The organism is Streptomyces sannanensis (assembly GCF_039536205.1).
Lineage (GTDB): Bacteria > Actinomycetota > Actinomycetes > Streptomycetales > Streptomycetaceae > Streptomyces > Streptomyces sannanensis.
In genome coordinates, this window is record NZ_BAAAYL010000001.1 from 6,249,920 (window position 1) to 6,273,585 (window position 23,666).

Sequence of the window (23,666 nt, forward strand, 5' to 3'; positions counted from 1 at the left end):
CATCCGGGGGTTAGCCCGCTCAGCCCCCGGACCCCCAAGCAGTCGCCGGCCGGCGCCCACACCGGGTGCCGGCCGACGGCGGACCAGCAGACGACCGACTGACTGCACAGAGGGGAAGCCATGACAGCGACGACCGACGCGAGCCCCGCGGCCGGCGAACCGATCAACACCGTGCTCGACGCCGCGCGCCGGGCCACCGAGCGCGGCATCGAGCACCTGCTCGCCCGGCAGGACAGCCAGGGCTGGTGGAAGGGTGACCTCGAGACCAACGTCACCATGGACGCCGAGGACCTGATGCTCCGTCAGTTCCTCGGTATCCGGGACCAGCGGACCACCGAGGCGGCCGCCCTTCACGTCCGGGGTGAGCAGTTGCCCGACGGAACCTGGGCCACCTTCTACGGCGGGCCCGGCGAACTCTCCGCCACCATCGAGGCGTATGTGGCGCTCAGGCTGGCCGGAGACGCCCCCGACGAGCCCCATATGGCCCGTGCCTCCGCCTGGGTCAGGGCGAACGGCGGCATGGCAGCGGCCCGGGTCTTCACCCGGATCTGGCTGTCCCTCTTCGGCTGGTGGAAGTGGGACGACCTGCCGGAACTGCCACCCGAGCTGATCTTCCTGCCCAAATGGTTCCCGCTCAACATCTACGACTTCGGCTGCTGGGCCCGGCAGACCATCGTTCCGCTGACGATCGTCTCCGCGAAGCGCCCGGTGCGGCCGGCCCCCTTCGCCCTCGACGAGCTGCACACCGACCCCCGCGACCCGAACCCGGCCAGGCCCCTCGCCTCCGCCGCCACGTGGGACGGGGTCTTCCAACGGCTCGACAAGGGCCTGCACCTCTACCGCAAGGTCGCCCCGCGCACTCTGCGCCGGGCCGCCATGAACGCCGCGGCACGCTGGATCGTGGAACGCCAGGAGAACGACGGCTGCTGGGGAGGGATTCAGCCACCCGCCGTCTACTCGCTCATCGCCCTCCATCTGCTCGGATACGACCTGGAGCACCCGGTGCTGCGGGCCGGCCTCGAATCGCTCGACCGCTTCGCCGTGTGGCGCGAGGACGGCGCCCGCATGATCGAGGCCTGCCAGTCACCGGTCTGGGACACCTGCCTCGCTCTCATCGCCCTCGTCGACGCCGGGCTGAGCCCGGACCACCCCGCGCTCGTCAAGGCCGCCGACTGGATGCTCGGCGAGGAGGTGGTACGCCCCGGCGACTGGGCGGTGCGCAGGCCCGGACTCGCCCCGGGAGGCTGGGCGTTCGAGTTCCACAACGACAACTACCCGGACATCGACGACACCGCCGAGGTCGTTCTCGCGTTGCGACGGGTGAAGCATCCCGAGCCGAAGCGGGTCTCCCGCTCCGTCGACCGGGCGGTGCGCTGGAGTGTCGGCATGCAGTCGAAGAACGGCGCCTGGGGGGCGTTCGACGCCGACAACACCAGCACCCTGCCCAACCGGCTGCCGTTCTGCGACTTCGGTGAGGTCATCGATCCGCCGTCGTCCGATGTCACCGCGCATGTCGTGGAGATGCTGGCCGGCGAGGGCAAGTCGCATCATTCGAGCACCCGCCGGGGCATCGCCTGGCTGCTCGCGGAACAGGAGCCGTCCGGCGCCTGGTTCGGCCGCTGGGGCGTGAACTACATCTACGGCACGGGGTCGGTGGTGCCTGCCCTCACCGCCGCGGGACTGCCGACCTCGCATCCGGCGATCCGCCGGGCCGTCGCCTGGCTGGAATCGGTTCAGAACGACGACGGCGGCTGGGGCGAGGATCTCCGCTCCTACCTCGACAAGGGGCGGATCGGGCAAGGCGACTCGACCGCTTCCCAGACCGCCTGGGCGCTGCTGGCGCTGCTGGCGGCGGGGGAGCGGGAGAGCAAGTCCGCCGAGCGCGGCATCGCCTGGCTCGCCGAAAACCAGAGGGAGGACGGCTCCTGGGACGAGCCGTACTTCACCGGTACCGGCTTCCCCTGGGACTTTTCCATCAACTACCACCTGTACCGGCAGGTGTTCCCGCTCACCGCTCTCGGCCGGTACGTCCATGGAGCGGTGACACACCAGGAGGCAACCCTCGAGCCTGCCGGCCTCGCCGACAGCACCGCACAGGGTGAGGGAAGTTGATGGACGGCACCACGGGGCCCGCACCGCTGCTGATCGCCTGCGCACTGGGGATCGAGCGCTTCGCCCTGCGCGGGGCGGGGCGGGGCGACGTCGCCGGCCCGGTGACCCTCCTCCGTACCGGAATGGGCCCCCGGGCCGCCGAGCGTGCGCTGGTACGTACCCTTGCCGAGCCGGCCTGGCAGGACGCGATGGTCGTCGCGGCGGGCTTCTGCGCCGGGCTCACACCCGGCATGCATCCCGGGGACCTGGTGGTCGCCGATGAGACCAGGGACCCTCGGGGCGCCACGCCGTGCACCGGCACGGGGCTGCTCGCCCAGGCGCTTGCCGACGTGGTCCCGGTGCGCACCGTCCACACCGGCCCACTGGCCGGGTCCGATCATGTCGTACGCGGCCAGGAGCGGGCCGAACTGCGCGTCACCGGGGCGATCGCGGTGGATATGGAGTCCGCCGCCACGCTGTGGACCGCGACACGGGGCGGGGCCCGCCCGGTTGCGGCCGTCCGGGTGGTCGTGGACGCTCCAGAGCATGAACTCGTCCGGATCGGCACGCTGCGCGGTGGAATATCAGCTTTCCGCGTTCTGTGTGCCGTTCTGCCCGCATTTCACGAATGGCACCGTTCCTTGCTGCTCCCCCGGAGGTGAGCCAGATGGCCATGCCGCTTCGTCAGTCCATCAAAGTCGCGACGTATCTGTTCGAACAGCGACTCCGCAAGCGTGACAAGTTTCCGTTGATCGTCGAACTCGAGCCGCTCTACGCCTGCAATCTGAAGTGCGAGGGCTGCGGCAAGATCCAGCATCCGGCCGGAATTCTCAAGCAGCGAATGCCCGTGGCCCAGGCCGTGGGCGCCGTTCTGGAATCGGGTGCCCCGATGGTTTCGATCGCGGGCGGCGAGCCCTTGATGCACCCTCAGATCGACGAGATCGTACGGCAGCTGGTGGCCAGGAAGAAATATGTCTTCCTCTGCACCAACGCGCTGCTGCTGCGCAAGAAGATCGGTCAATTCAAGCCGTCGCCGTATTTCGCCTTCGCGGTGCACATCGACGGACTGCGTGAGCGGCACGACGAATCCGTGGCCAAGGAAGGTGTGTTCGACGAGGCGGTCGAGGCCATCAAGGAGGCCAAGAAGCGCGGCTTCCGGGTCACCACCAACTCGACCTTCTTCAACACCGATACCCCGCAGACCGTCGTGGAGGTACTCAACTACCTCAACGACGAACTCAAGGTGGACGAGATGATGATCTCGCCCGCGTACGCCTACGAGAAGGCGCCCGACCAGGAGCACTTCCTGGGCGTCGAGCAGACCCGCGAGCTGTTCAGGAAGGCCTTCGCCGGCGGCAACCGGCGGCGCTGGCGGCTCAACCACTCACCGCTCTTCCTGGACTTCCTGGAGGGCAAGGTCGACTTCCAGTGCACCGCCTGGGCCATCCCCAACTACTCGCTGTTCGGCTGGCAGCGCCCCTGCTATCTGATGGCCGACGGGTATGTGCCGACCTACCGGGAGCTCGTCGAGAAGACCGACTGGAGCGCGTACGGCCGTGGCAAGGACCCGCGCTGCGCCAACTGCATGGCGCACTGCGGCTACGAACCGACCGCCGTCCTCGCCACGATGGGGTCGCTCAAGGAGTCCCTCAGGGCGGCCCGCGACACCGTCACCGGAAACCGCGGGTGAGCTGACATGGCCGCTCAGGAGCCGGTCGCCGTGGGGCTCCCGGGGCTGCGGGCCCGGCCGGTCGCCCCGCCCCGCCGCAAGAGCCGGCAGATCATGGTCGGAACGGTGGCTGTCGGTGGGGATGCGCCGGTGTCGGTGCAGTCGATGACGACGACGCGTACGTCGGACATCGGGGCGACGCTGCAGCAGATCGCCGAGCTGACGGCGGCGGGCTGCCAGATCGTGCGGGTGGCGTGCCCGACGCAGGACGACGCGGACGCGCTGGCGACCATCGCGAAGAAGTCGCAGATCCCGGTGATCGCGGACATTCACTTCCAGCCGAAGTACGTGTTCGCGGCGATCGACGCGGGCTGTGCGGCGGTGCGGGTGAACCCGGGCAACATCAAGCAGTTCGACGACAAGGTCAAGGAGATCGCGCGGGCCGCGAAGGACGCGGGCACCCCGATCCGCATCGGTGTCAACGCCGGCTCGCTGGACCGCCGGCTGCTGCAGAAGTACGGCAAGGCCACTCCCGAGGCGCTGGTGGAGTCCGCGCTGTGGGAGGCGTCGCTGTTCGAGGAGCACGACTTCCGCGACATCAAGATCTCGGTCAAGCACAACGACCCGGTGGTGATGGTCGAGGCCTACCGACAGCTGGCGGCGCAGTGCGACTACCCGCTGCACCTCGGTGTCACCGAGGCGGGCCCGGCGTTCCAGGGCACGATCAAGTCCGCTGTCGCCTTCGGCGCGCTGCTGTCGCAGGGCGTCGGTGACACCATCCGGGTGTCGCTGTCCGCGCCGCCGGCGGAGGAGGTCAAGGTCGGCATCGCGATCCTGGAGTCGCTCAATCTGCGTCAGCGTCGGCTGGAGATCGTCTCCTGCCCGTCCTGCGGCCGGGCGCAGGTGGATGTGTACAAGCTGGCGGAGGAGGTCACGGCGGGTCTGGAGGGCATGGAGGTGCCGCTTCGGGTCGCCGTGATGGGCTGTGTCGTCAACGGCCCGGGCGAGGCCCGTGAGGCGGACCTGGGTGTGGCCTCCGGCAACGGCAAGGGTCAGATCTTCGTCAAGGGCGAGGTCATCAAGACCGTGCCTGAGTCGAAGATCGTGGAGACCCTGATCGAAGAGGCCATGAAGATCGCCGAACAGATGGAGAAGGACGGCATTCCCACGGGGGTGCCCCGAGTCTTCGTGAGCTGAAGAGGATCAGAGAGGGGGCCGTATCATGACGATCCTGGAGAACATCCGCGGTCCGCACGACCTGAAGGGGCTGACCGAGGCGGAGATCGGTGAACTGGCCGAAGAGATCAGGCATTTCCTGATCCACGCGGTTGCCAGAACCGGAGGCCATCTGGGGCCCAATCTGGGCGTGGTCGAGCTCTCCATCGCCCTCCACAGGGCCTTCGACTCACCCGTCGACCGCATTCTGTGGGACACCGGACACCAGAGCTATGTGCACAAACTCCTCACCGGGCGGCAGGACTTCTCCAAGCTGCGCGGCAAGGGCGGGCTCTCCGGCTATCCGTCGCGCGCGGAGTCCGGGCACGATGTCATCGAGAACTCGCACGCCTCCACCGTCCTCGGCTGGGCGGACGGGTTGGCCAAGTCCCATCAGGTGCTCGGCAGCACCGGACATGTCGTCGCGGTCATCGGAGACGGGGCGCTCACCGGCGGCATGGCCTGGGAGGCACTCAACAACATAGCCGCCGCCAAGGACCGCCCGCTGATCATCGTCGTCAACGACAACGAACGCTCGTACGCGCCGACGATCGGTGGTCTCGCCAACCATCTCGCCACCCTGCGGACGACCGACGGCTACGAACGCTTCCTCGCCTGGGGCAAGCAGGTCCTCCAGCACACCCCGGTCATCGGACAGCCGCTGTACGAGTCGCTGCACGGCGCGAAGAAGGGATTCAAGGACGCCTTCGCCCCGCAGGGCATGTTCGAGGACCTGGGGCTGAAGTACGTGGGCCCCGTCGACGGGCACGACGTCATGGCCGTCGAGTCGGCACTGCGCCGCGCGAAACGCTTCCATGGTCCCGTACTGGTGCACTGTCTGACCGAGAAGGGCCGGGGCTACCAGCCCGCGCTCGACGACAAGGCGGACCGCTTCCACACGGTCGGGGTCATGGACCCGCTCACCTGCGAGCCGTTGACGCCGTCCGACGGGCCCTCCTGGACGTCCGTCTTCGGTGACGAATTGGCCGCGATCGGCGCCGAGCGGCCGGACGTCGTGGCGATCACCGCCGCGATGCTGCATCCCACAGGGCTCACCCGGTTCGCCGAGAGCTTCCCCGACCGGGTCTGGGACGTGGGCATCGCCGAGCAGCACGCCGCCGTCTCGGCGGCCGGGCTTGCCACCGGCGGTCTGCACCCGGTCGTCGCCGTCTACGCCACCTTCCTCAACCGCGCCTTCGACCAAGTGCTGATGGACGTGGCCCTGCACCGGTGCGGAGTCACCTTCGTGCTCGACCGGGCCGGAATCACCGGGGTCGACGGGCCCTCGCACAACGGCATGTGGGACATGTCGATCCTCCAGGTCGTTCCCGGTCTCAGGATCGCCGCCCCGCGTGACGCCGCTCAACTGCGTGCCCAGCTGCGCGAAGCGGTGGTGGTGGCGGACGCACCGACCGTGCTGCGCTTCCCCAAGGAGTCGGTGGGGCCCGACATTCCCGCCGTCGACCGGATCGGCGGCCTGGACGTCCTGCTCCGCTCCGGCTCCGACGTGCTGCTGGTCTCGGTGGGCGCGCTCGCTCCGGTCTGCCTGCACGCCGCCGGTCTGCTGGAGGACCGCGGTATCGGCTGCACGGTGGTCGACCCGCGCTGGGTCAAACCGGTCGACGAACAGCTCGCCCCCCTCGCCGAAGCACACCGCCTCGTCGCGGTCGTCGAGGACAACAGCCGCACCGGCGGGGTCGGTTCGGCTGTCGGGCAGGCGCTGCGCGACGCGGACGTCGACGTACCGCTGCGCACGTTCGGCATTCCCGAGCAGTTCCTCGCGCACGCCAAACGCGGCGAGGTGCTCGCCGACATCGGGCTCACCCCCGTGGAGATCGCGGGGCGGATCAGCGCCGCCCTGGCAGGCAAGGAGAGCAGACCATGACAGTGGCCGGGCCGAAGGAGCAGCAGGGGTTCGACCTGGCGTCGCTCCTCGCCGAGCGCGGGGCCGAGCGCTACGAGTTGCATGCGCGGTATCTCAACCACCAACTGCCGCGCATGCTGCGCACCATCGGCTTCGACAAGATGTACGAGCGCGCCGAGGGCGCCTACTTCTGGGACGCCGAGGGCAACGACTACCTCGACATGCTCGCCGGCTTCGGGGTGATGGGCCTCGGGCGGCACCATCCGGTCGTCCGCAAGGCGCTGCACGACGTCCTCGACGCCTCGCTCGCCGACCTCACCCGCTTCGACTGCCAGCCGCTGCCCGGTCTGCTGGCCGAGAAGCTGCTCGCGCACAGTCCCGGCCTGGACCGGGTGTTCTTCGGCAACAGCGGTACGGAAGCGGTGGAGACCGCGCTGAAGTTCGCCCGGTACGCCACCGGCCGGCCCAGGGTCCTGTACTGCGATCACGCCTTCCACGGGCTGACCACCGGCTCCCTGTCGGTCAACGGCGAAGCGGGATTCCGGGACGGCTTCGCGCCGCTGCTGCCCGACACCGCGGTGCCGCTGGGCGATCTGGATGCCCTGGAGCGGGAGCTCCGCCGCGGGGACGTGGCGGCGCTGATCGTCGAGCCGGTCCAGGGCAAGGGGGTGCACCCGGCGCCGCCCGGATATCTGCGTGCCGCCCAGGAACTGCTGCGCCGGCACAAGGCGCTGCTGATCGCCGACGAGGTGCAGACCGGGCTCGGCAGGACCGGAGATTTCTACGCCTACCAGCACGAGGAGGGTGTGGAGCCGGATCTGGTGTGTGTGGCGAAGGCGCTCTCGGGCGGCTATGTGCCGGTCGGTGCGACCCTCGGCAAGGAGTGGATCTTCAAGAAGGTCTACTCCTCGATGGACCGGGTGCTGGTGCACTCCGCCAGCTTCGGCTCCAATGCCCAGGCCATGGCGGCCGGCCTGGCCGTGCTCTCCGTGATGGAGAACGAACAGATCGTGGCCAATGCGCGCAGGACCGGTGAACTGCTGAAGTCGAGGCTGGCCGGTCTGGTCGACCGCTATGAGCTGCTGAGCGAGGTGCGCGGCCGTGGTCTGATGATCGGCATCGAATTCGGCAGGCCACGCTCGATGGGGCTGCTCAGCCGCTGGACGATGCTCCAGGTGGCCCGCAAGGGGCTCTTCGCACAGATGGTGGTCGTGCCACTGCTGCGGCGGCACCGGATCCTCGCCCAGGTCTCCGGCGACCACATGGAAGTGATCAAGCTGATTCCGCCGCTGATCGTGGGGGAGAAGGAGGTGGACCGCTTCGTCGAAGCCTTCACCGCGGTGATGGACGACGCCCACTCGGGGGGCGGTCTGATCTGGGACTTCGGGCGGACACTGGTGAAGCAGGCCAGGGGCGGCCAGTAAATCTTGCCTCTCGGGCAAGTTATTTGCCTCAAAGGCAAGAAGTCTGGCTCAATGGAGTCATGAACACCCCTCTCGAGGAGCCTGCGGAGGGCCTGCCAGTCGCCCCCCGGCTCCGAGAACTCCGCCGCCGGGGCGGTCTCACCCTGGAGGCCGCCGCGCAGCGCGCCGGCCTCTCCCCGGCATACCTCTCCCGGCTGGAGACCGGGCAGCGGCAGCCCTCGCTCCCGATGCTGCTCGCGCTCGCCCGTATCTACGGTACGACCGTGTCGGAGCTGCTCGGCGAGACGCCCGCCGAGCGCGACCCGGTGCTGCGCGCCGCCGAGACCGCCGAGCGGGCCCAGGAGGCCGACGGCTGGACGTACCGGCAGGCCGGCGGCTCAGGACGGGCCATGCAGGCGCTCCATGTGCGGGTGCCGCATACCGCCCGGGGAGACCAGGTGCGGGTCCATCCCGGCGAGGAGTGGCTGTACGTGCTGTCCGGCCGGCTGCGGCTGGCACTGGGAGAGCGCGTGTACGAACTCGGGCCCGGAGACTCCGCCCACTTCGACTCGCTCACCCCGCACCGGATCACCGCCGTCACCCAGGACGGTGCCGAGCTGCTCTTCGTCCATACGCTGCTGCAGACCGCCGCCGCCGAGCTGTGCCTCGGCGGCGGTATGACCCCGCACCCCAACCAGGAGATCTGACATGTCGGAAGAGAAGCCCACCCGCCGCCTCGAGGACAAGTTCCCGAAGGCCCTCTGGATCCGTCTGTTCGTCTACATCGTGGCCGGCCACCTTCTCGCGGCCTTCATCTACCTGCTGTTCGAGATCGGCGCGTCGCAGAACTGAGTCAGCCCGCGTCCAGAAGGCGCTCGCGCAGCCGCTCCAGGGTCTCGGGCGTCAGCCCCAGACCCTCGGCGAGATAGCGGTCCGCGCTGCCCCAGGTCTCGTCGATCGCGGCGAAGGCCGCGGCCAGGTACTCGGCGCGGGCGTCGAAGAGCGGGCTGAGCAGCTCCATGACCTCGGGCGACATCGCGGCCGCCGAGTTGTCGCCCCGCTGGACCTTGTAACGGCGGTGCGTGGCGTTCGACTCCAGGTAGTCGGCCTCGATGGCATCGCGCTCGACGCCGATCGCGAGCAGGGTCACCGCGATCGAGAGGCCCGCGCGATCCTTGCCCGCAGCACAGTGCATGAGTGCCGGGACGCTGTCCTCGGCGAGTGCGTGCAGCACCCGGCTGTGCTCGGCGGTGCGCTGCGTGATGATCATTCGGTACGACTCGGTCATCCGGCCTGCCGCCTTGTCGTCGGCGAGGGCGGCCCGCAGCTGGTCGAGGTCGCCGTCACGGACCATCTTCCAGAACTCCGCCCCGTCCGCCGGGTCGGAGAGCGGTATGTTCACGTTCCGTACACCCGGCAGTTCGACGTCGGGGCCCTCCAGCTTCTGGTCCGCCGCATTGCGGAAGTCGAAGATCGTGTGCAGCCCCAGCGAGGCGAGGAAGGTCGCGTCGGTCTCGGTGGCGTGCGCCAGGTGCCCGCTCCGGAACAGCCGCCCGTACCGCACTCGTCGGCCGTCCGCGGTCGGCAGCCCGCCCACATCGCGGAAGTTGCGCACTCCGGTGAGTTCGGGCTCGGTCGACGGCACCTGCGGAGTCTGCTGTGTCACGGGGGCTCCTGACGTGTCACTGCCGTCGGCGCTGCTCGCCGTCGGCCCGCGCCCGACGATACGACACCGCTTCCTGGGGCAACCATCTTGTCCCTCCGCGCTTCCGTCCGCGGAAGCGCGAGATAAGTCCGAATTGAGGGCTTTGGTGGAAAGTTTCCATAACTCTCCACATATGGCAGGTTGTTGAATTGCCGGGAGTTCCGGATCGTGAGCAGGATCATACCGGTGACCGTGCGTGGCGATCTTCCGGTTGAGAATTCCCGTGGCCAGGCGGGGCGTAATGATCGAATTGGACGGAGGGTCACGAGAATTCCCTCCTGATATTCCGTAGGTGAATGCGGTGGAAATGCCGCAGCTTGTTCGATCGAGTCGTGCTCGTTTAGCGTCACGCTCGATCCGGACGGGCCGCCGAATCCTGCCGCCGTCCGGGACCGCTGATCCCTTACCCACGCGCGGCAGGAGCGGGGGACCCAGGTAAGCCGCCGCATCCGAAGAGTCCGGACGGCTGGGGGTGAAGTCGCCTTCCTGCGTGACCGGGCAGCTCCAGCCCGAACCCGACAGCTCACCTCGTAGGCGCCGGAGAGGAATTCGACATGCCTGCGAAGGCCAAGCACCGCCGTCCCAAGTCCCGTTCGATCACCCGTCGATTCCTCACCATGGGAACCGGTGGCGCCGCACTCGCCATCCCGCTCATCGGCGCCACCGGCGCTCACGCCGCCGAACAGGCCGCACCGGCCGGGGCGTCCCAGAAGATCGCCTCCACGGTCGCCTCCGCACCGGCCGTCCAACAGGACGCCGTTCCCCGGACGTACACCGTGGCCGCCGGTGACTGCCTGTCGGAGATAGCCGATGAACACCAGGTGCGCGGCGGCTGGCTGAAGCTGTACACGGACAACCGTCGGGTCATCGGCGGCGACCCCGCCGTTATCCACCCGGGCATGAAGCTCACCATCGGCGCGACGTCCCAGGCGAAGCCCGCCCCGGCCCCCGGCGCATCCGCCGCCCCGGCCTCGGCCGCCTCCCAGGCGGAGCCCGCCGCCCCCACCGGATTCACCGCGCCGGTCAACGCGAGCATCACCACCCCGTACCACCAGGCGGGCGGCATGTGGTCCAGCGGCTACCACACCGGTGTCGACTTCGCCGTCCCCACCGGCACCAGCGTGAAGGCCGTGGCCGCGGGCACCGTCGTCTCCGCCGGCTGGGCCGGCGCGTACGGCAACGAGGTCGTCATCCGGCACGCCGACGGCAAGTACTCCCAGTACGCCCACCTCTCCTCCCTCTCCGTCTCGGCGGGGCAGAGTGTGAGCGCGGGGCAGCAGATCGGTCTCTCCGGCAGCACCGGCAACTCCTCCGGCCCGCACCTCCACTTCGAGATCCGGACCACCCCGAGCTACGGATCCGACATCGACCCGCTGGCCTACCTGCGCGAGCACGGTGTCTCTCTCTGACGCACAGGACATGTCGCCACAGTCGGCCGGGAACCATTCCCGGTCGGCTGGTGGTCCATGTCACGCGCCGTCAACCCCTCCTTACGATGGCGTAGGTCACTTGCCAAGGTGAATGATGGCTCGACGTGGCAGACGATTCGACATCAAGAAACATGGGCGCACTCGGGTCGTACGTGGCTGTCGGTGACAGCTTCACGGAGGGGGTCGGAGATCCCGGCCCGGACGGGCAGTTCGTCGGCTGGGCCGACCGGCTCGCCGTCCTCCTCGCCGACCGGCTGCCCGACCAGCACGCCTTCCGGTACGCCAATCTCGCCGTTCGCGGCAGACTCCTCGACCAGATCGTCGAGGAACAGATCCCCAGGGCGAAGGAACTCGCCCCCGAACTGGTCACCTTCTGTGCCGGTGGCAACGACATCATCCGCCCCGGCAGCGACCCCGACGACGTCGCGGAACGCCTCGAACGCGCCGTCGCCGACCTCACCTCGGCCGTCGGTACGGTCATGGTGACCACCGGCTTCGACACCCGCGGGATCCCGGTGTTCCGCCACCTGCGTGGCAAGGTCGCCACGTACACGGCCCATGTCCGGGCCATCGCCGACCGCTACGAGTGCCCGGTGCTCGACCTGTGGTCGCTCAAGTCCGTCCAGGACAGGCGCGCCTGGGACGACGACCGGCTGCACCTCTCGCCCGAGGGGCACACCCGCGTCGCCCTGCGCGCCGCCCAGGTGCTCGGCCTGGACGTCCCGGCCGACCCGGACCAGCCCTGGCCGCCGGAGCCGCCCCGCGGCACCCTCGAAGTGCGCCGGGACGACATCCACTGGGCGCGCGAGCACCTCGTACCGTGGATCGGGCGCAGGCTGCGCGGAGAGAGCTCCGGGGATCATGTGGAGCCGAAGCGGCCGGACCTGCTTCCGCTGTGAGGCCCTTGTAGCGCCGGGACCCGTTCCAGCACACCGCCCGCGAACACGTCGTACAGCGGCAGCGACTCCAGATGGACATAGCCGATGTGGCAGTCGCACACCGCGAGCGGGCAGGCGCGGGGGCGCAGTGCCCGGCGGTACGAGCCGTCGTAGAGATTGCCGAGCTCGTCGCGGACGAAGTGGCAGCGGCGCACCGTACCCTCCCCGTCCACCGAGATGACCGACTCGCCCGTGCGGCAGGGAAGGCCCGAGGAGCGGTGCGGGTGCCTGCTGTACGGGAAGAGGGGGTCCAGGGCCGTCCAGAGCTCGGCCTCCTCGTCGGTGTAGGTGTGGCCCTCCGCGGCATTCACCCACAGATAGACCTCGGCGGGCAGCGCGGAGCGCAGCCTGCGCGCCTCCTGAAGGTGTTCGGGGAGGCCGACCACGCCGACGCTGAACCGCACCCCGCGCGCGGCGAGTTCACGGCATTTGGTGAGGAAACGGTCGTACGGCGTCTGGCCCGGGTGGTAGGTGCACCACAGGGCGAGCGTGTCCAGGTCGGCGTCCGCGGTCCAGTCTGTGCGGCAGCTGAGGTTGGTCTGGATGGCGACCCGCCGGATGTGCGGCCGGTGCGACAGCTCGACGAGGGTGCGGCGGTACCAGGACCGCACCAGCCCTTCGCCCCACGGGGTGAACAGGACGGACAGCCGGTCCTCCTGATCGGCCGCAGCCCAGGCGGTGAAACGCTCCAGCGCCGCGCGGTCCGCCCTCAGTTGTTCACGGCTGTCGCGGCGCTTGGCGAAGGGGCAGTAAGGACAGTCGTAGTCGCAGGAGGCGAGCGGGCCCCGGTAGAGGATCGTCAGGTCCATGGCGGGCTCGTCACTTGAGTTCGTACGCGGCCATGGCGGCCCGTACCCGGGGGGAGAACAGGGCAGGGCCGACGGCGTCCGAGTGGGCGAGCCCCTCGGCGGACAGCCGCAGCCGGTGCGTACCCTCGTCCAGCCAGCCGCGCTCGGCGAAGGAAGCCAGTTCGGCGGGGAAATCCTCGGCGGGCGTGGAGCCGAAGCGGTCCCGGTAGTCGCCCGGATCCATCCCCTCCGCCTGGAGCAGCGACTGGAGCAGATGGCGGCGGCGTCCCTCGTCCCCGTCGATCTGGCGGCCCACCTCGGCTCGGGCGAAGTCCTCGGTGGTGATGTACGTGTCGATGATGGTGCGGATCTCACGCATGTCGACGGCGTAGTCGAAGGAGTAGTGGAGCGAAGACGTGTACGAGCGCGCGCCGCATCCGAGGCCGATCATGCCGTCGGTCTGGCAGGCGTAGTCGTCGGCGCCCACGGCAGGCGCGTCCGTACGGCGGAACATGCGCATCGACACCTGCTCGTAGCCGTGGGCCAGGAGATGGTCACGGCCCTGGCGGTACAGGCGCAGTCGCTGCTCGTCCCATTCGGCGGCGGGCGTGGCCGACTGACGGCCGAGCCCGGTCAGCGGACGGACGTACAGCGGATAGAGGTACAGCTCCTCCGGCTTCCAGGCGAGCGCGGCATCCAGTGAATGCTGCCAGCTGTGCTCGGTCTGGCCGTCGATGCCGTAGATCAGGTCGATGTTGAGGACGGGTATCCGGGTTTCGCGTATCCGGGCCAGAGCGGCCTCGACATCGGCGCGCCGCTGCGGGCGCACCGCCGCCCGGGCCTCGCCGTCGACGAAGCTCTGCACGCCGAGGCTGAGCCGTGTGGTGCCGCGCTCGGCCAGCACGGCCAGCCGGTCCGCGGTGGCGGTGGCGGGGGAGGCCTCGACGGAGAGCGGCACCGCCCGCAGATCGGCGCCCATGCGCTGCTCGGCGATGTCGCACAGCCGCTCCAGTTCGGCGGCCGTGAGGAATGTGGGTGTGCCGCCGCCGAAGGCAGTGGTGGCGAAACGCACCGGGCCCTCGTCGCCGAGCGCTTCGCGGACGGCGGTCGCCTGACGGTCCATGGCATCGAGATAGCGGGTGGTGAGCCCGTCCGGGGCGCCGATCCGGGTGAAGAGATTGCAGAAGCCGCAGCGCACCTCGCAGAACGGGATGTGCAGATAGAGCGAGAGCGCGTCCTTCGGCTCCCCTGCCCACAACTCGCTCAGCGCGGGACGAGGGCGCAGCGGGCGGTAGGCGGTCTTGTGCGGATAGGCGTAGACGTAACTCTCGTACGGAGTACGGTACTCGCTCATCGGGCGGCCCCCGGCTCCAGGAAGAAATGGGCGTACGGCACGGTCCACACTGCCTTGTGGCCCAGGCGGTGGCCGGTGTAGCCGTCGTCGCCGTAGGCGGTGCCGTGGTCCGAGCAGACCACGGTGAAGCAGCGGCGGCGGCTGCTCGCGGCAGCGAAGAGCCGTCCTATGTGCCGGTCGATGTACTCCAGGGCGGCCGCGTGGGTCTCGATGCTGTCGCCGGCCTCGCGGGTGGCGCCGGGCAGATGGAACCAGTTGGGCTGGTGCAGCGCGGACGCATTGACGAAGAGGAACAGCCGCTGGTCGTCCGGAAGCCCGGCGACGGCCTTCTCCGCACAGGCCACCTGCGCCTCGAAGGAGGTGGGGGACGCCACCCCGAACTCCGGCTCCCAGTGGCTCTCCTGGAACAGGCCGGGGAGTACGGAGCCCAGCGCGCCCTGCTTGTTGAAGAATCCGACGCCACCGATGCACACCGTGCGGTACCCGGCGTCAGCCAGGCCGGACACCAGGTCCGGGGTGTCGAAGACCCAGGTGCGGCCGGCGGTCGTCTCACTGCCGGCGAAACGGGCGGCGAACATCCGGGGATGGGGGCCGGGCGAAGCCGGAGTCGGCAGGAATCCGGCGAAGATCGCCTGATGCGAGGCATAGGTGAAGCTGCCCGGTGCGTGCCGTTTCTCCCACACACCGCCGGGAAGATGGCGGGCGAGATTCGGGATCCGGCCCTCGGCGGCGAGCTGCGCCGCCACGTCGTACCGAAGGGTGTCGAGGGTGACGAGCAGCAGATCGTGGCTGCCCACGACCTCGTTCATGTCAGGCGCTTGCACGGTGGTTCCTTGATCTTCCATGGAGTACGGCGGCGACCTGCGCCGCATAGGTGTCCAGGCCCTCGGCGCCACTGCCGGGCAGGCCGGTCAACCGGGGCAGGAGATCACCGAAGGCGTTCACCTCGCCGACGGCGAAGCGCCGCCAGCCGATGGCGGGCAGCAGATCGACACCCACACAGAGGGTGGCGGGGAAGCAGGCCGAGGCCCGCTCGCACACTGCCAGCATCTCCTGCCAGCTGCCGCCCGCGGCCTCGACGGCGGCGCGGGCCGCGGCGAGGTCTCCGCGGGAGCCGCCGAGGTGGAGATTGGTCATGGGGGAGCGGCTGGTCCGTACGACGGCATGAGTGGCCCGGCCGCCGGTCACCACGACACGGAGGTCGGCGACCCGTCCCTGCTGCGAGGCCTTGGGCAGCCAGCGCTCGATGTGCAGACCGTCGGGCGCGAGCGTGTCGACGATCGCGGCGACCTCGCGTTCGGTCGTGAGACGCCGCACGCGCAGCGAGTTGAACAGCCGGCCGTCCTCGGCGCGTTCCACGGATGTGGTGGCCCGCACCCGCCCCCGTCCGGCGGTCTCGACGGCGAGGACCCCGGAGGCGGACGAGCCGTGCGCGAGCTTGACGAAGGCGCGGGGCATGCGGTGCTCGTGCATCAGTGTCCGTACGTCGTCCCAGCCGCGCACGGCAGGGGCCGACGGACCGGAGGTCGGCGACTCCGGGACCGGCACCCCGGACTCGCGCAGGACGCCGTGGCAGAGCCGCTTGTCGAAGAGGACGGCGAGTTCCTCCGGATCGTCGAGCAGGGCGGCGCCGGCGGAAGCCGCCGTGTGCCCCAGCGCTCGTACGGCCGCGGTGAACCGCTCGTACCAGCGGGCTGTGCCCTCGACCCGGGTGGGGTCGGTGAGGCCGCGCAGCAACCGGTCGACCTCGGCGTTCTCGCCGGGCGAGTCGATACGTACAGTCTCGCCCGGCAGAGGGCCGGCACCGCCCCGCAGGACATCGCGCCAGGGCACGATGCGCGCGGTCGGCAGGCCGACGGCGCGCACGGCATCCTGGAAGAGGGCGACCCGGCGGTTTTCCGGATTGCCGACGACGGCGAAGCGCGGTGGGCCGCTACTCGCCGACGGCGACATACCGTCCGCCCACGTGGCCTGCCATATGACGGAAGGAGAGGTCCACCTCCACGCTGTGCGGCTCCAGCGCGCTGCGCAGCCGCTGCATCATCGGGTCGCTCAGGAAGTGGTGACACAGATCCAGTTGGCGCAGATGCGTCAGCGGCTGACCGGTCAGCAGCGCCGCGGCGCCTTCGTCGCTGAGCACCCCCATGCTCAGTGTGAGGGACTCCAGCTGCGCCACTATGGGCGCTCCCGCGACAGCGGTCGCGATCTCGTCCTGGATGTCGCTGTTCTGCAGGCCCAGATGGCGCAGCCGCGGGAAACGCGCCCCGCCCTCCAGGATGGGCATGACGTCCGGTAGTTGGCTGTCGCCGCCGTACCAGGACGTGCCCAGCCACAGCTCGAGATGGTCCAGTGCGGGGAAATCGCATGCGCCCACCGCCCGTACGAACTCCGGCGGCAGCCCGCCCGACTCGCACCGCAGCACTCGAAGGGCCTCATGGCGCACCGGCTGCAGCACGAGGTTTTCACCGCCGCGCGTGGTGAGCTTCTCCAGCAGCGGGAAGGCATTGAGCACCGGGGTGATGTCTCCGAGCTGGATCCAGGAGATCTCGCACTCCTCGCCGACCACATCGGCGAGGAACAGCGCACGCAGTTCGGGGAACCGGTCCGCGTCGGCCACGAGCGGCTCGAGCACCTCGTCCAGATCCGTGTACTCGTCATGCCACCAGGGGCCGATGACGAGCGCACGGACCTGGGCGCTGTCGACGGCGCCGAGGAACTCCCGCCACAGCGAGGCGAACGGGCGGTCGTCGTGCCACAGCGCGTCCAGCCGCCAGGCGACCGAGCCGGGTGCGGGCAGTTCTGCGGTCTCGGGGTCGCCCGCCTCCGGGAAGGTGAACACGGGCAGGCCGTGGAATCGGGTGAGATGCTCGCTCGTCATGGCCGGGTCACTCCGAGACGGCGGTGTAGCGCCGCACCCTGCTGTCGTCCAACTCGTCCTGCACGGCGTCGCCCGCCGAGAGGTCGAGCTCCACCCCGGCGGGCTTCAGCGCATTCTCGATGCGCTGGACCATGGCCTGTGTGACGTAGTTGTGGTGCAGGTCGAGCCGGTCGAGATGGGTCAGCGGCTGCCCGTCGAGCAGGGCCGAGGCCCCGGCGTCGGTGAGGGCGCCGAGGGAGAGATCCAGCGAACGGAGCCGGGCGACCAGGGGGGACGAGGCGACCGCCGCCGCGATGTCGTCCTGGATCTCGCTGTTGCGCAGGCCCAGATGACGAAGGGCGGGGAAGGCCGTCCCGGAGAGCAGCCGGTCCAGGTCTCCGGCCTCCGCATCACCGTGGTACCGGTGCACCCCGAGCCACAGTTCCAGGTGCTCCAGCGCGGGAAGGTCGCTTCCACACACGCCGCGCACGGCCTCGGCCGGCAGACCGCCGGACTGGAATATGAGCGTACGCAGCCGGTCATGGCGCAACGGGGGAAATCGCAGCCCGTTGCCGCCCCGCGCACCGAACTCCAGCAGTTCGGGGAACGCCGTCAGCAGCGGTGTCACGTCCGTCTGATTGATCCACGAGATCTCGCACTGCTCCGCGTGCATGTCGCCGAGGAACACCGCGCGCAGTCCGGAAAACCGCTCACGGGCGGAGATGAGTACCTCGATGACCCCGGAGCAGTCCGAGTCGTACGGCTCGCTCCACTCTCCGACGATCAGGGCCCGCACCCGCGTGGTGTCCACCGCCTCGGTGAACCGGGCGAAGGCCTCCTCCCATTCCTCGCCGGTTCCGTGCTCGTCGCCGGAGACCCGCCAGGCCACTTCATCAGGCCCGGGCAGCGTGGAATCCGCCCCCTCCTCGGAGTCCGGGAAGTCGAAGACGGGCAGGCCGTGCCACTTCTCCAGGTGATCCACTTCGGACGACATGGCGGCTGCTCCTGACGCTGGACGACATTGGCCGACTGATGTTCCTGCAGTTCTACCAAGCGGCTCTGACAACACCGGGAACAGGGGTCACCGGAGAGCGATTGTCAGACCCGGCCTCTAGCGTCTTTCCATGCCCGGCGCACTCGGCGCCGAGAGCGGAGGGGAGAGCCATGTACCGGCAGGGAGACGTGCTGATCATGCCAGTCGCGGAGGAGGCCGTGCCGTCGCACGCCGCTGACGCCCGGAGTGAGCCGCGGGATGCGCGCGGCCGCATGGTCCTGGCGCTCGGCGAGGTCACCGGGCACGCGCACGCCGTGACCGGCCGCGGCCGGCTGGTGCGTGAGGCCGGGCCGTTCGGGCCGATGCTGCTGCATCTGCCGGAAGGTGGGCGCGTGGTGCACGAGGAGCATGCCGCGATACCCCTGCCGAAGGGCTGGTTCCGAGTGGTGCGGCAGCGGGAGTACACGCCGGGCGCGGTCCGGATCGTGGCGGACTGAGCGGGCCGGACAGAGCGGCAAGAGACACAGGGGACAGGGACTTTGATGCAGTACGTGGACAAGTGGCGTGCCGTCGCGGCGGCGACCGGAGCGGCGGACCGTGCGGAGGCCGAGGACGGGGTGCGGCTCGCCTACCGCACGGCGGAGCTCTCCGAGCCCGAGCGGATCATCTGGGTGGACTCGCCGAGGGCGGGTGTCGAGGCGGTACGGTCGCTGGGCGACGGGACCGGCCGGTCGGTGCGCCACGAAGTGCGCACCCAGCCCTGGGCACAGGAGCGCCGACGGGTCCATGACGAGCTGGGTCCGGTCGGTTACGCCGAACTGTGGGCCCGGACCGGCGCCCGGTTGTGGGACACCACCCGGGCGCTGTCCGAGCGGATACGGACCGGGATCGTCGAATCCTTCGCCCGCGAGCTGGTGGAGGAGTCGGAGGTCAGGTCGGTGCTGCTCGATGCCGTCCTCGGCCAGCACGACGCGGCCTGGCTCGCCGCCTTCGACGGCCGGAGTCCTCGGCTCGAAGGGCTCGCGAGGGTGGCCGAGCACACCGGCTGGTGGTGGCCCCACGAAAAGGTCACGGTGATATGTGAGCGACCGGTGGAGCTGCACCGCGACGAGGCAGGCCGTCTCGACCGCGGCGACGGTCCGGCACTCGCCTTCCCGGACGGCTTCGCGCTGCACGCCTGGCGGGGAATGCCCGTCCCGGCCAAGTTCCTCAGTGACCTGGCCCACCTCACCCTGGAGCGCATACGGGCGGAGGAAAACGCCGAGCTGCGCCGGGTGATGCTGGAGTACTACGGCTACGACCGCTACCTCGAGGAATCGGGTGCCCAGCCGGTGCACCGCGACGAGACCGGGGTGCTGTGGCGGATCGAACTGGACGGGGACGAGCCGGTGGTGATGGTCGAAGTCGTCAACTCCACACCGGAGCCGGACGGCAGTAACCGGACGTACTGGCTGCGAGTCCCGCCCACGACCAGGACCGCGAAGGAGGGCGTCGCCTGGACGTTCGGCCTGAACCCCGACGCGTACGAGCCGGTGACCCAGACCTGACGGGGCCCGGGGCGATGCCCACGGCCCCCTCCGGCCGGGGCAGGACGCAGGAACGATCTGGGCCCGGGGGCCCGGTCAGCGGGCCGTGGCGGTCAGGGCCGCGCGGTCGATGCCCAGTTCACGGGCCAGGGCGTCGTCCGTCCACTCCAGCATCGTGGTGCGGCTGAGCGCCCCCGCGTAGGACGTCATCTGGACGGCGAGCCCGTCCAGCAGGGCGGTCAGCCGCCAGGCTGCGGCAGCGGGGTCCTCGCAGCGGAACTCGCCGGTCTTCACACCTTCCGCGATGACCTCGGTGATCGCACTCTTCCACTGCTGGTCGAGTTCGCCGGTCACTTCGCGCAGCGCCGGTTCGCGCAGTGCGGCCGCCCAGCCCTCGATCCACAGCCGCCAGCCCTTGGCCTGCCCGGTGGGCGCGTACCAGCGCACCGCTGAGCGCAGCCGGCGCACCGCCGTCGTGCGGCGGCTCAGCAGTTGGTGCAGATGGGCGAGGTCACCCGCGGCGGCATGGGCGAAGGCCGCCGCGACGAGCTTCTCCTTCGTCGAGAAGTGGTACAGGACCAGGGCGTTGCTGACTCCGAGGGCCGAAGCGACATCGGCGATGCGCACGGCCGTCACGCCACGCAGTTCGACCTGCTCGACCGTGGCGCGCAGCAGCTCGTCGCGCCGTTCCTCCACGCTCAACCGGACTCTTGCCACGGCGTCAACCCTACACAGCCCTTGACACTGCTTTGTGGCCGGGGCCACAGTCACGGTACTGACTGGCTGTTCAGTCGGTGAGATGTGCCGCGCCTGTACGAGTCCCCCGTGCCGCCGTACCGGGCGGCCGTGCCGGCGTCCGGACGGTGACGGCCCTCGCGGCCGGCCTGGTCGCCTTCACCGTGGTCGTGCTGATCTGGCCCGGCTTCGGCGACGCTGAGCCAGGGTCGTGCCGCTGCTGCTCATCCCTGGGATCGGGCTGGTCTTCCACGCCCTGGGTGCGAAGACGCGCCGTGCCGGGGGATGGGCGCGGCATGGGTTCAGGCGACCGAGGCATCCGTGGCGCAGGGTGTCAAGCCCCAGGCCATCGACGGAGTGAGTGCTCGACATGCGCGAATGCCCCGACGCACCCATCATCGGTGAAGGGCAGAGCCGCACGAGAAGGGTGGGACCGGGGGAAACCCCCGGTCGGGCGCCCCGTCGATGCGCCCCTACCGCACCACGAAAGGGGATGTCATGTACGCGAAGGTTCGGCACGTGCGTCGCACATGCGTCGCCGCGTGCGCAGCCCCGCTCCTGCTGTTCACCGGAGCCGCCGCCGCAAGCGCCGCCACCATGACGACGCCGGTGGTCACCACGCCGAACGCCGTGCAACAGGTCTCGGCAGGCGAGATCCTGTCCCTGATCAACGCGGAACGGGAGAAGGCCGGTTGCTCGGCTCTGACCGTGAACCCCCAGCTCACCCAGGCTGCCCAGGCCCATGCCGACGACATGGAGAAGAACAACCTCACGGGCCACACCGGTTCCGACGGTTCCGATGTCCCCGCCCGGATCGACCGCACCGGCTACAGGTGGCGTGCCTACGCGGAAAACGTGTCCGGACCCGGTCAGGGCACCGCACAGGCCCATGTCACCGGCTGGCTCGACAGCCCCGGACACAAAGGCAACATCGACAACTGCAGCCTCGCCGACACAGGCGTCGGGGTAGCCGGCGACCGTGTGGTGCAGGTCTTCGCGACACCCGGCTGATGCTGCACCCGCTTCCGCGGAACGGTCTGCCCTGCGGTGACGCGGCGCGATTGCGGTGCTGGTGCCGCGACGTTGCCCGTCGAGGAGCGGCGTCCGGTGCGTGCGATCGCAAGGCGGCCGAAGGCCCGCGTAGCAGCGCTCCTCGGGTTTTCGGCCGACGCAGCGAGCGTGCGTGTCCGGGGGCACCCTGGCGGTACCCCTGGGGGCACCCCCAGCTACCGCTGGGGGAGGTGGCTGGGGGAGTGTCGCGACGGGGCAAACGTTGCCGGGAAGGGCACTATGCCGCGGGGCGGCTCAGGGTCAGTACGCGGGTGACGGTGCCGTCGTCCTCGTGGATGTCCCGCACATGACAGAAGCCAAGACGGCCGAGGAGAGCCAGCGATGCCTGGTTCTCCTCGGCCACCGTCGCGTGCACGTCCGAAAGACCGAGTTCCTCGAAGCCGTAGTTCACGAGCACCTGGGCGATCTCGGTGCCCAGGCCCGCGCCCCAGCTGTCGTGGGCGATTGCGTAGACGAGTTCATGGCCGTCGACTTCGTCCGTGCGTTTGATCTCGGCGTGGCCGACGAAGCGGCCGTCCTGGCGCACCGCCCAGACATCGAAGAGCATCTGGGCGTACACCTTGCTGAAGATCCGCCCGAACAAGGCCCGTTCCGCGGCCTCGCTCTGCGGGCCGTTCCCCATCCACCGCGAGACCCGCTTGTCCTGGAAGAGCGAAACGAAGGACTCCTCGTCTTCGGGGCGGTACGGATCGAGCAGGAGACGGTCGGTGCGCAGGATCGAGGTCGTCATGGCGTGTGACGCTAGGCGGGGCAGCTGAGCTCGGCAAACGAATAACGGGGCTCAGCGGGAACAGATCACGCTGACGAGGGTGAAGGCGGCGAAGAACGGCCCCTCGGCGAGCGAGGCGAACCAGCGGCGGCCGCGGGCTTCGTCGATGTATCCATCGCTGATGGCCCGCTGCATGTTGCGGCCCAATCCCAGTGTGTGGTCGGCGTCCTGGAAGTCCCGGAAGACCGGTGCCGTGGCGAGCACCGTTTCGACGGTGAAGCCGGCCTGCTCCGCGAGACGGGCGAGGCCGCGGCCGATGGTGGCGTGACGGACCACGTCGGAGGTGGTGTAGCGCGTGAAGGCACGGCTTGTGCCGACGTCCTCGGCGTCGACGACAAGGGTGTCCCAGTCGGGTTCCACGAGCCCGACCAAGGCACCTGGCCTGGTGACCAGGTGGAGTTGGGCAAGAACATCAGCAGGCCGGGCGACATGCATGAGAACCCGGTCGATCTTGGCCCGGTCCACCGAGCCGGGCTCGACCGGGAGGGCATGGGCGTCCCCCTCACGGATCTCCACAACCGGCCAACCGCCCGTGCGCCGACGGACCTCGTCCAGCATGGCGGTGTCATGGTCCACGCCGATCACCGTGCCCTCCGGGCCGACGCGTTCCGCCAGCGCCGGCAGGTCGGCGCCCGGGCCGCATCCGACGTCCAGCGCGGTCTGGCCCGCTCGGATGTCCAGCAGCTCGAGCAGCTGCTGCTTGTACGCACGGCCGGCGGCGCCGGCCGCGGCTCGAAGCATGTAGGCGGCCTGGTCGGGTCGGGGCACACCAAGAGTCGTCGACATGCGCGAAATTCAAACATCCCAGTCCGCCACGGCGATACCCGATCGTCACAATGATGCGGTCCGTCCGCCGTCCGGGCGCCAGGCCGAGGGACAGCGGGCGGATCAGGAGGCCGGGGCCGGACGGATCCTACGCGCCCGTATGTCCGTACACCTGCTTGTCCAGCCGCTGGCTGCCGTCCACCGTCAGGCACTCGCCCGTCGGATGCGACGACTTGCCGCCCAGCAGGAAGAGCGACGCATTCGCGATCTCCGCCGGCTAAGTGGTCGGCCGGGACGGTCGCCAGCACCTCCGCCCGCGCCGCTTCCGTCGCCCACAGTGCCGGGCCCGCGCCCTCCGTATCCGTCGGGCCCGGCGCGATGCAGTTCAGCCGGATGCCCAGTGGGGCGAGTACCACCGCGAGCGTGCGTGCCACGGAGGGCACGCCGACCTCCGCGGCGGCCGAGTGGGCCGTACATGCCGGCAGCCCCACT

General features: G+C 69.8%; 23 protein-coding genes, 1 pseudogene and 1 riboswitch. Of the genes and pseudogenes, 13 read left to right on the forward strand and 11 right to left on the reverse strand.

Features of this window, described 5'->3' with window-relative positions; translation table 11 throughout:
• Window positions 1-120 precede the first annotated feature (120 nt).
• Genes shc through ABD858_RS29160 form a run of 8 tightly spaced genes read left to right on the forward strand, consistent with a single transcriptional unit; the run spans window position 121 to window position 9,094 of the window.
• On the forward strand, window positions 121-2,112 hold the full coding sequence (gene shc, locus ABD858_RS29125) for a squalene--hopene cyclase (protein ID WP_345043037.1): 1,992 nt from the start codon (window positions 121-123) through the stop codon (window positions 2,110-2,112).
• Window positions 2,112-2,753, forward strand: coding sequence for a phosphorylase family protein (locus ABD858_RS29130; RefSeq protein WP_345043039.1), 642 nt, complete (start codon window positions 2,112-2,114; stop codon window positions 2,751-2,753). The genes shc and ABD858_RS29130 overlap by 1 nt, the downstream gene beginning before the upstream one ends.
• A gap of 5 nt (window positions 2,754-2,758) precedes the next feature.
• Window positions 2,759-3,781: an adenosyl-hopene transferase HpnH gene (hpnH, locus tag ABD858_RS29135; RefSeq protein ID WP_345043041.1), complete on the forward strand. Its 1,023-nt coding sequence runs from the start codon at window positions 2,759-2,761 to the stop codon at window positions 3,779-3,781.
• Window positions 3,782-3,787: 6 nt separating this feature from the next.
• Complete coding sequence (gene ispG, locus ABD858_RS29140) at window positions 3,788-4,957, forward strand: flavodoxin-dependent (E)-4-hydroxy-3-methylbut-2-enyl-diphosphate synthase (protein ID WP_345043044.1); 1,170 nt, start codon at window positions 3,788-3,790, stop codon at window positions 4,955-4,957.
• A 25-nt stretch (window positions 4,958-4,982) separates the two neighbouring features.
• Entirely contained in the window at window positions 4,983-6,860 is a 1,878-nt protein-coding gene (gene dxs, locus ABD858_RS29145; RefSeq protein ID WP_345043046.1) for a 1-deoxy-D-xylulose-5-phosphate synthase, read from the forward strand.
• Complete coding sequence (locus ABD858_RS29150; RefSeq protein WP_345043048.1) at window positions 6,857-8,263, forward strand: aspartate aminotransferase family protein; 1,407 nt, start codon at window positions 6,857-6,859, stop codon at window positions 8,261-8,263. Before dxs ends, ABD858_RS29150 begins: the two co-directional genes overlap by 4 nt.
• A gap of 59 nt (window positions 8,264-8,322) precedes the next feature.
• Window positions 8,323-8,949: a helix-turn-helix domain-containing protein gene (locus ABD858_RS29155; protein ID WP_345043050.1), complete on the forward strand. Its 627-nt coding sequence runs from the start codon at window positions 8,323-8,325 to the stop codon at window positions 8,947-8,949.
• Window position 8,950: 1 nt separating this feature from the next.
• Window positions 8,951-9,094 (forward strand): DUF6126 family protein, encoded by a 144-nt coding sequence (locus ABD858_RS29160; RefSeq protein ID WP_345043053.1) that lies wholly within the window; start codon window positions 8,951-8,953, stop codon window positions 9,092-9,094.
• Window position 9,095: 1 nt separating this feature from the next.
• Here ABD858_RS29160 and ABD858_RS29165 read toward each other — a convergent pair whose 3' ends face one another.
• Complete coding sequence (locus ABD858_RS29165) at window positions 9,096-9,908, reverse strand: tyrosine-protein phosphatase (protein WP_345043055.1); 813 nt, start codon at window positions 9,906-9,908, stop codon at window positions 9,096-9,098.
• 422 nt (window positions 9,909-10,330) lie between these two features.
• Window positions 10,331-10,497, forward strand: a riboswitch (cyclic di-AMP (ydaO/yuaA leader).
• Between the two features lie 4 nt (window positions 10,498-10,501).
• Here ABD858_RS29165 and ABD858_RS29170 point away from each other — a divergent pair.
• Together ABD858_RS29170 and ABD858_RS29175 are read left to right on the forward strand one after the other, a co-directional pair.
• A complete protein-coding gene (locus ABD858_RS29170; protein ID WP_345043057.1) occupies window positions 10,502-11,356 on the forward strand; it encodes a M23 family metallopeptidase in 855 nt (284 codons plus the stop codon).
• Window positions 11,357-11,508: 152 nt separating this feature from the next.
• Complete coding sequence (locus ABD858_RS29175; protein WP_345044984.1) at window positions 11,509-12,276, forward strand: SGNH/GDSL hydrolase family protein; 768 nt, start codon at window positions 11,509-11,511, stop codon at window positions 12,274-12,276.
• On the opposite strand, the gene ABD858_RS29180 is transcribed toward ABD858_RS29175, so the two are convergent.
• The 6 genes from ABD858_RS29180 to ABD858_RS29205 are packed head-to-tail and all read right to left on the reverse strand — an operon-like array spanning window position 12,237 to window position 18,308.
• A complete protein-coding gene (locus ABD858_RS29180; RefSeq protein WP_345043060.1) occupies window positions 12,237-13,124 on the reverse strand; it encodes an STM4011 family radical SAM protein in 888 nt (295 codons plus the stop codon). The two genes, ABD858_RS29175 and ABD858_RS29180, sit on opposite strands and share 40 nt — an antisense overlap.
• A gap of 10 nt (window positions 13,125-13,134) precedes the next feature.
• Complete coding sequence (locus tag ABD858_RS29185; protein ID WP_345043062.1) at window positions 13,135-14,457, reverse strand: STM4012 family radical SAM protein; 1,323 nt, start codon at window positions 14,455-14,457, stop codon at window positions 13,135-13,137.
• Window positions 14,454-15,266 (reverse strand): STM4013/SEN3800 family hydrolase, encoded by an 813-nt coding sequence (locus ABD858_RS29190; RefSeq protein WP_345044986.1) that lies wholly within the window; start codon window positions 15,264-15,266, stop codon window positions 14,454-14,456. The genes ABD858_RS29185 and ABD858_RS29190 overlap by 4 nt, the downstream gene beginning before the upstream one ends.
• 1 nt (window position 15,267) lies before the next feature.
• Complete coding sequence (locus ABD858_RS29195; RefSeq protein WP_345043064.1) at window positions 15,268-16,410, reverse strand: STM4014 family protein; 1,143 nt, start codon at window positions 16,408-16,410, stop codon at window positions 15,268-15,270.
• On the reverse strand, window positions 16,391-17,335 hold the full coding sequence (locus tag ABD858_RS29200; RefSeq protein WP_345043067.1) for an STM4015 family protein: 945 nt from the start codon (window positions 17,333-17,335) through the stop codon (window positions 16,391-16,393). The genes ABD858_RS29195 and ABD858_RS29200 overlap by 20 nt, the downstream gene beginning before the upstream one ends.
• A gap of 7 nt (window positions 17,336-17,342) precedes the next feature.
• Entirely contained in the window at window positions 17,343-18,308 is a 966-nt protein-coding gene (locus tag ABD858_RS29205; RefSeq protein ID WP_345043069.1) for an STM4015 family protein, read from the reverse strand.
• A gap of 170 nt (window positions 18,309-18,478) precedes the next feature.
• On the opposite strand from ABD858_RS29205, the gene ABD858_RS29210 reads away from it, so the two are divergent.
• Both ABD858_RS29210 and ABD858_RS29215 read left to right on the forward strand, forming a co-directional pair.
• On the forward strand, window positions 18,479-18,805 hold the full coding sequence (locus tag ABD858_RS29210) for a hypothetical protein (protein ID WP_345043072.1): 327 nt from the start codon (window positions 18,479-18,481) through the stop codon (window positions 18,803-18,805).
• Between the two features lie 45 nt (window positions 18,806-18,850).
• Window positions 18,851-19,855: a DUF6745 domain-containing protein gene (locus ABD858_RS29215; protein WP_345043074.1), complete on the forward strand. Its 1,005-nt coding sequence runs from the start codon at window positions 18,851-18,853 to the stop codon at window positions 19,853-19,855.
• Window positions 19,856-19,930: 75 nt separating this feature from the next.
• Here the strand turns inward: ABD858_RS29215 and ABD858_RS29220 are convergent, their stop codons facing one another.
• A complete protein-coding gene (locus ABD858_RS29220) occupies window positions 19,931-20,551 on the reverse strand; it encodes a TetR/AcrR family transcriptional regulator (protein WP_345043076.1) in 621 nt (206 codons plus the stop codon).
• Window positions 20,552-21,088: 537 nt separating this feature from the next.
• Between ABD858_RS29220 and ABD858_RS29225 the strand changes: the two genes are divergently transcribed.
• Window positions 21,089-21,580, forward strand: coding sequence for a CAP domain-containing protein (locus ABD858_RS29225; RefSeq protein ID WP_345043079.1), 492 nt, complete (start codon window positions 21,089-21,091; stop codon window positions 21,578-21,580).
• A gap of 277 nt (window positions 21,581-21,857) precedes the next feature.
• Here ABD858_RS29225 and ABD858_RS29230 read toward each other — a convergent pair whose 3' ends face one another.
• The 3 genes and pseudogenes from ABD858_RS29230 to ABD858_RS36930 all read right to left on the reverse strand — a co-directional run.
• Window positions 21,858-22,370 (reverse strand): GNAT family N-acetyltransferase, encoded by a 513-nt coding sequence (locus ABD858_RS29230; protein WP_345043081.1) that lies wholly within the window; start codon window positions 22,368-22,370, stop codon window positions 21,858-21,860.
• 51 nt (window positions 22,371-22,421) lie between these two features.
• On the reverse strand, window positions 22,422-23,195 hold the full coding sequence (locus ABD858_RS29235) for a methyltransferase domain-containing protein (protein WP_345043084.1): 774 nt from the start codon (window positions 23,193-23,195) through the stop codon (window positions 22,422-22,424).
• Between the two features lie 326 nt (window positions 23,196-23,521).
• Window positions 23,522-23,665: pseudogene (locus ABD858_RS36930) on the reverse strand (SDR family oxidoreductase); the annotation flags it as partial.
• Window position 23,666 lies beyond the last annotated feature (1 nt).

What these genes read in the sequence shown, in the direction of transcription:
- ABD858_RS29155 (WP_345043050.1), top strand. Translation starts at nt 8,323, where the DNA reads ATGAACACCCCTCTCGAGGAGCCTGCGGAGGGCCTGCCAGTCGCCCCC.
- ABD858_RS29205 (WP_345043069.1), bottom strand. Translation starts at nt 18,308, where the DNA reads ATGTCGTCCGAAGTGGATCACCTGGAGAAGTGGCACGGCCTGCCCGTC.
- ABD858_RS29150 (WP_345043048.1), top strand. Translation starts at nt 6,857, where the DNA reads ATGACAGTGGCCGGGCCGAAGGAGCAGCAGGGGTTCGACCTGGCGTCG.
- ABD858_RS29175 (WP_345044984.1), top strand. Translation starts at nt 11,509, where the DNA reads ATGGGCGCACTCGGGTCGTACGTGGCTGTCGGTGACAGCTTCACGGAG.
- ispG (WP_345043044.1), top strand. Translation starts at nt 3,788, where the DNA reads ATGGCCGCTCAGGAGCCGGTCGCCGTGGGGCTCCCGGGGCTGCGGGCC.
- ABD858_RS29170 (WP_345043057.1), top strand. Translation starts at nt 10,502, where the DNA reads ATGCCTGCGAAGGCCAAGCACCGCCGTCCCAAGTCCCGTTCGATCACC.
- ABD858_RS29130 (WP_345043039.1), top strand. Translation starts at nt 2,112, where the DNA reads ATGGACGGCACCACGGGGCCCGCACCGCTGCTGATCGCCTGCGCACTG.
- shc (WP_345043037.1), top strand. Translation starts at nt 121, where the DNA reads ATGACAGCGACGACCGACGCGAGCCCCGCGGCCGGCGAACCGATCAAC.
- ABD858_RS29215 (WP_345043074.1), top strand. Translation starts at nt 18,851, where the DNA reads ATGCAGTACGTGGACAAGTGGCGTGCCGTCGCGGCGGCGACCGGAGCG.
- ABD858_RS29185 (WP_345043062.1), bottom strand. Translation starts at nt 14,457, where the DNA reads ATGAGCGAGTACCGTACTCCGTACGAGAGTTACGTCTACGCCTATCCG.
- ABD858_RS29195 (WP_345043064.1), bottom strand. Translation starts at nt 16,410, where the DNA reads ATGTCGCCGTCGGCGAGTAGCGGCCCACCGCGCTTCGCCGTCGTCGGC.
- hpnH (WP_345043041.1), top strand. Translation starts at nt 2,759, where the DNA reads ATGGCCATGCCGCTTCGTCAGTCCATCAAAGTCGCGACGTATCTGTTC.
- ABD858_RS29200 (WP_345043067.1), bottom strand. Translation starts at nt 17,335, where the DNA reads ATGACGAGCGAGCATCTCACCCGATTCCACGGCCTGCCCGTGTTCACC.
- ABD858_RS29180 (WP_345043060.1), bottom strand. Translation starts at nt 13,124, where the DNA reads ATGGACCTGACGATCCTCTACCGGGGCCCGCTCGCCTCCTGCGACTAC.
- ABD858_RS29210 (WP_345043072.1), top strand. Translation starts at nt 18,479, where the DNA reads ATGTACCGGCAGGGAGACGTGCTGATCATGCCAGTCGCGGAGGAGGCC.
- ABD858_RS29190 (WP_345044986.1), bottom strand. Translation starts at nt 15,266, where the DNA reads ATGAACGAGGTCGTGGGCAGCCACGATCTGCTGCTCGTCACCCTCGAC.
- ABD858_RS29235 (WP_345043084.1), bottom strand. Translation starts at nt 23,195, where the DNA reads ATGTCGACGACTCTTGGTGTGCCCCGACCCGACCAGGCCGCCTACATG.
- ABD858_RS29160 (WP_345043053.1), top strand. Translation starts at nt 8,951, where the DNA reads ATGTCGGAAGAGAAGCCCACCCGCCGCCTCGAGGACAAGTTCCCGAAG.
- ABD858_RS29230 (WP_345043081.1), bottom strand. Translation starts at nt 22,370, where the DNA reads ATGACGACCTCGATCCTGCGCACCGACCGTCTCCTGCTCGATCCGTAC.
- dxs (WP_345043046.1), top strand. Translation starts at nt 4,983, where the DNA reads ATGACGATCCTGGAGAACATCCGCGGTCCGCACGACCTGAAGGGGCTG.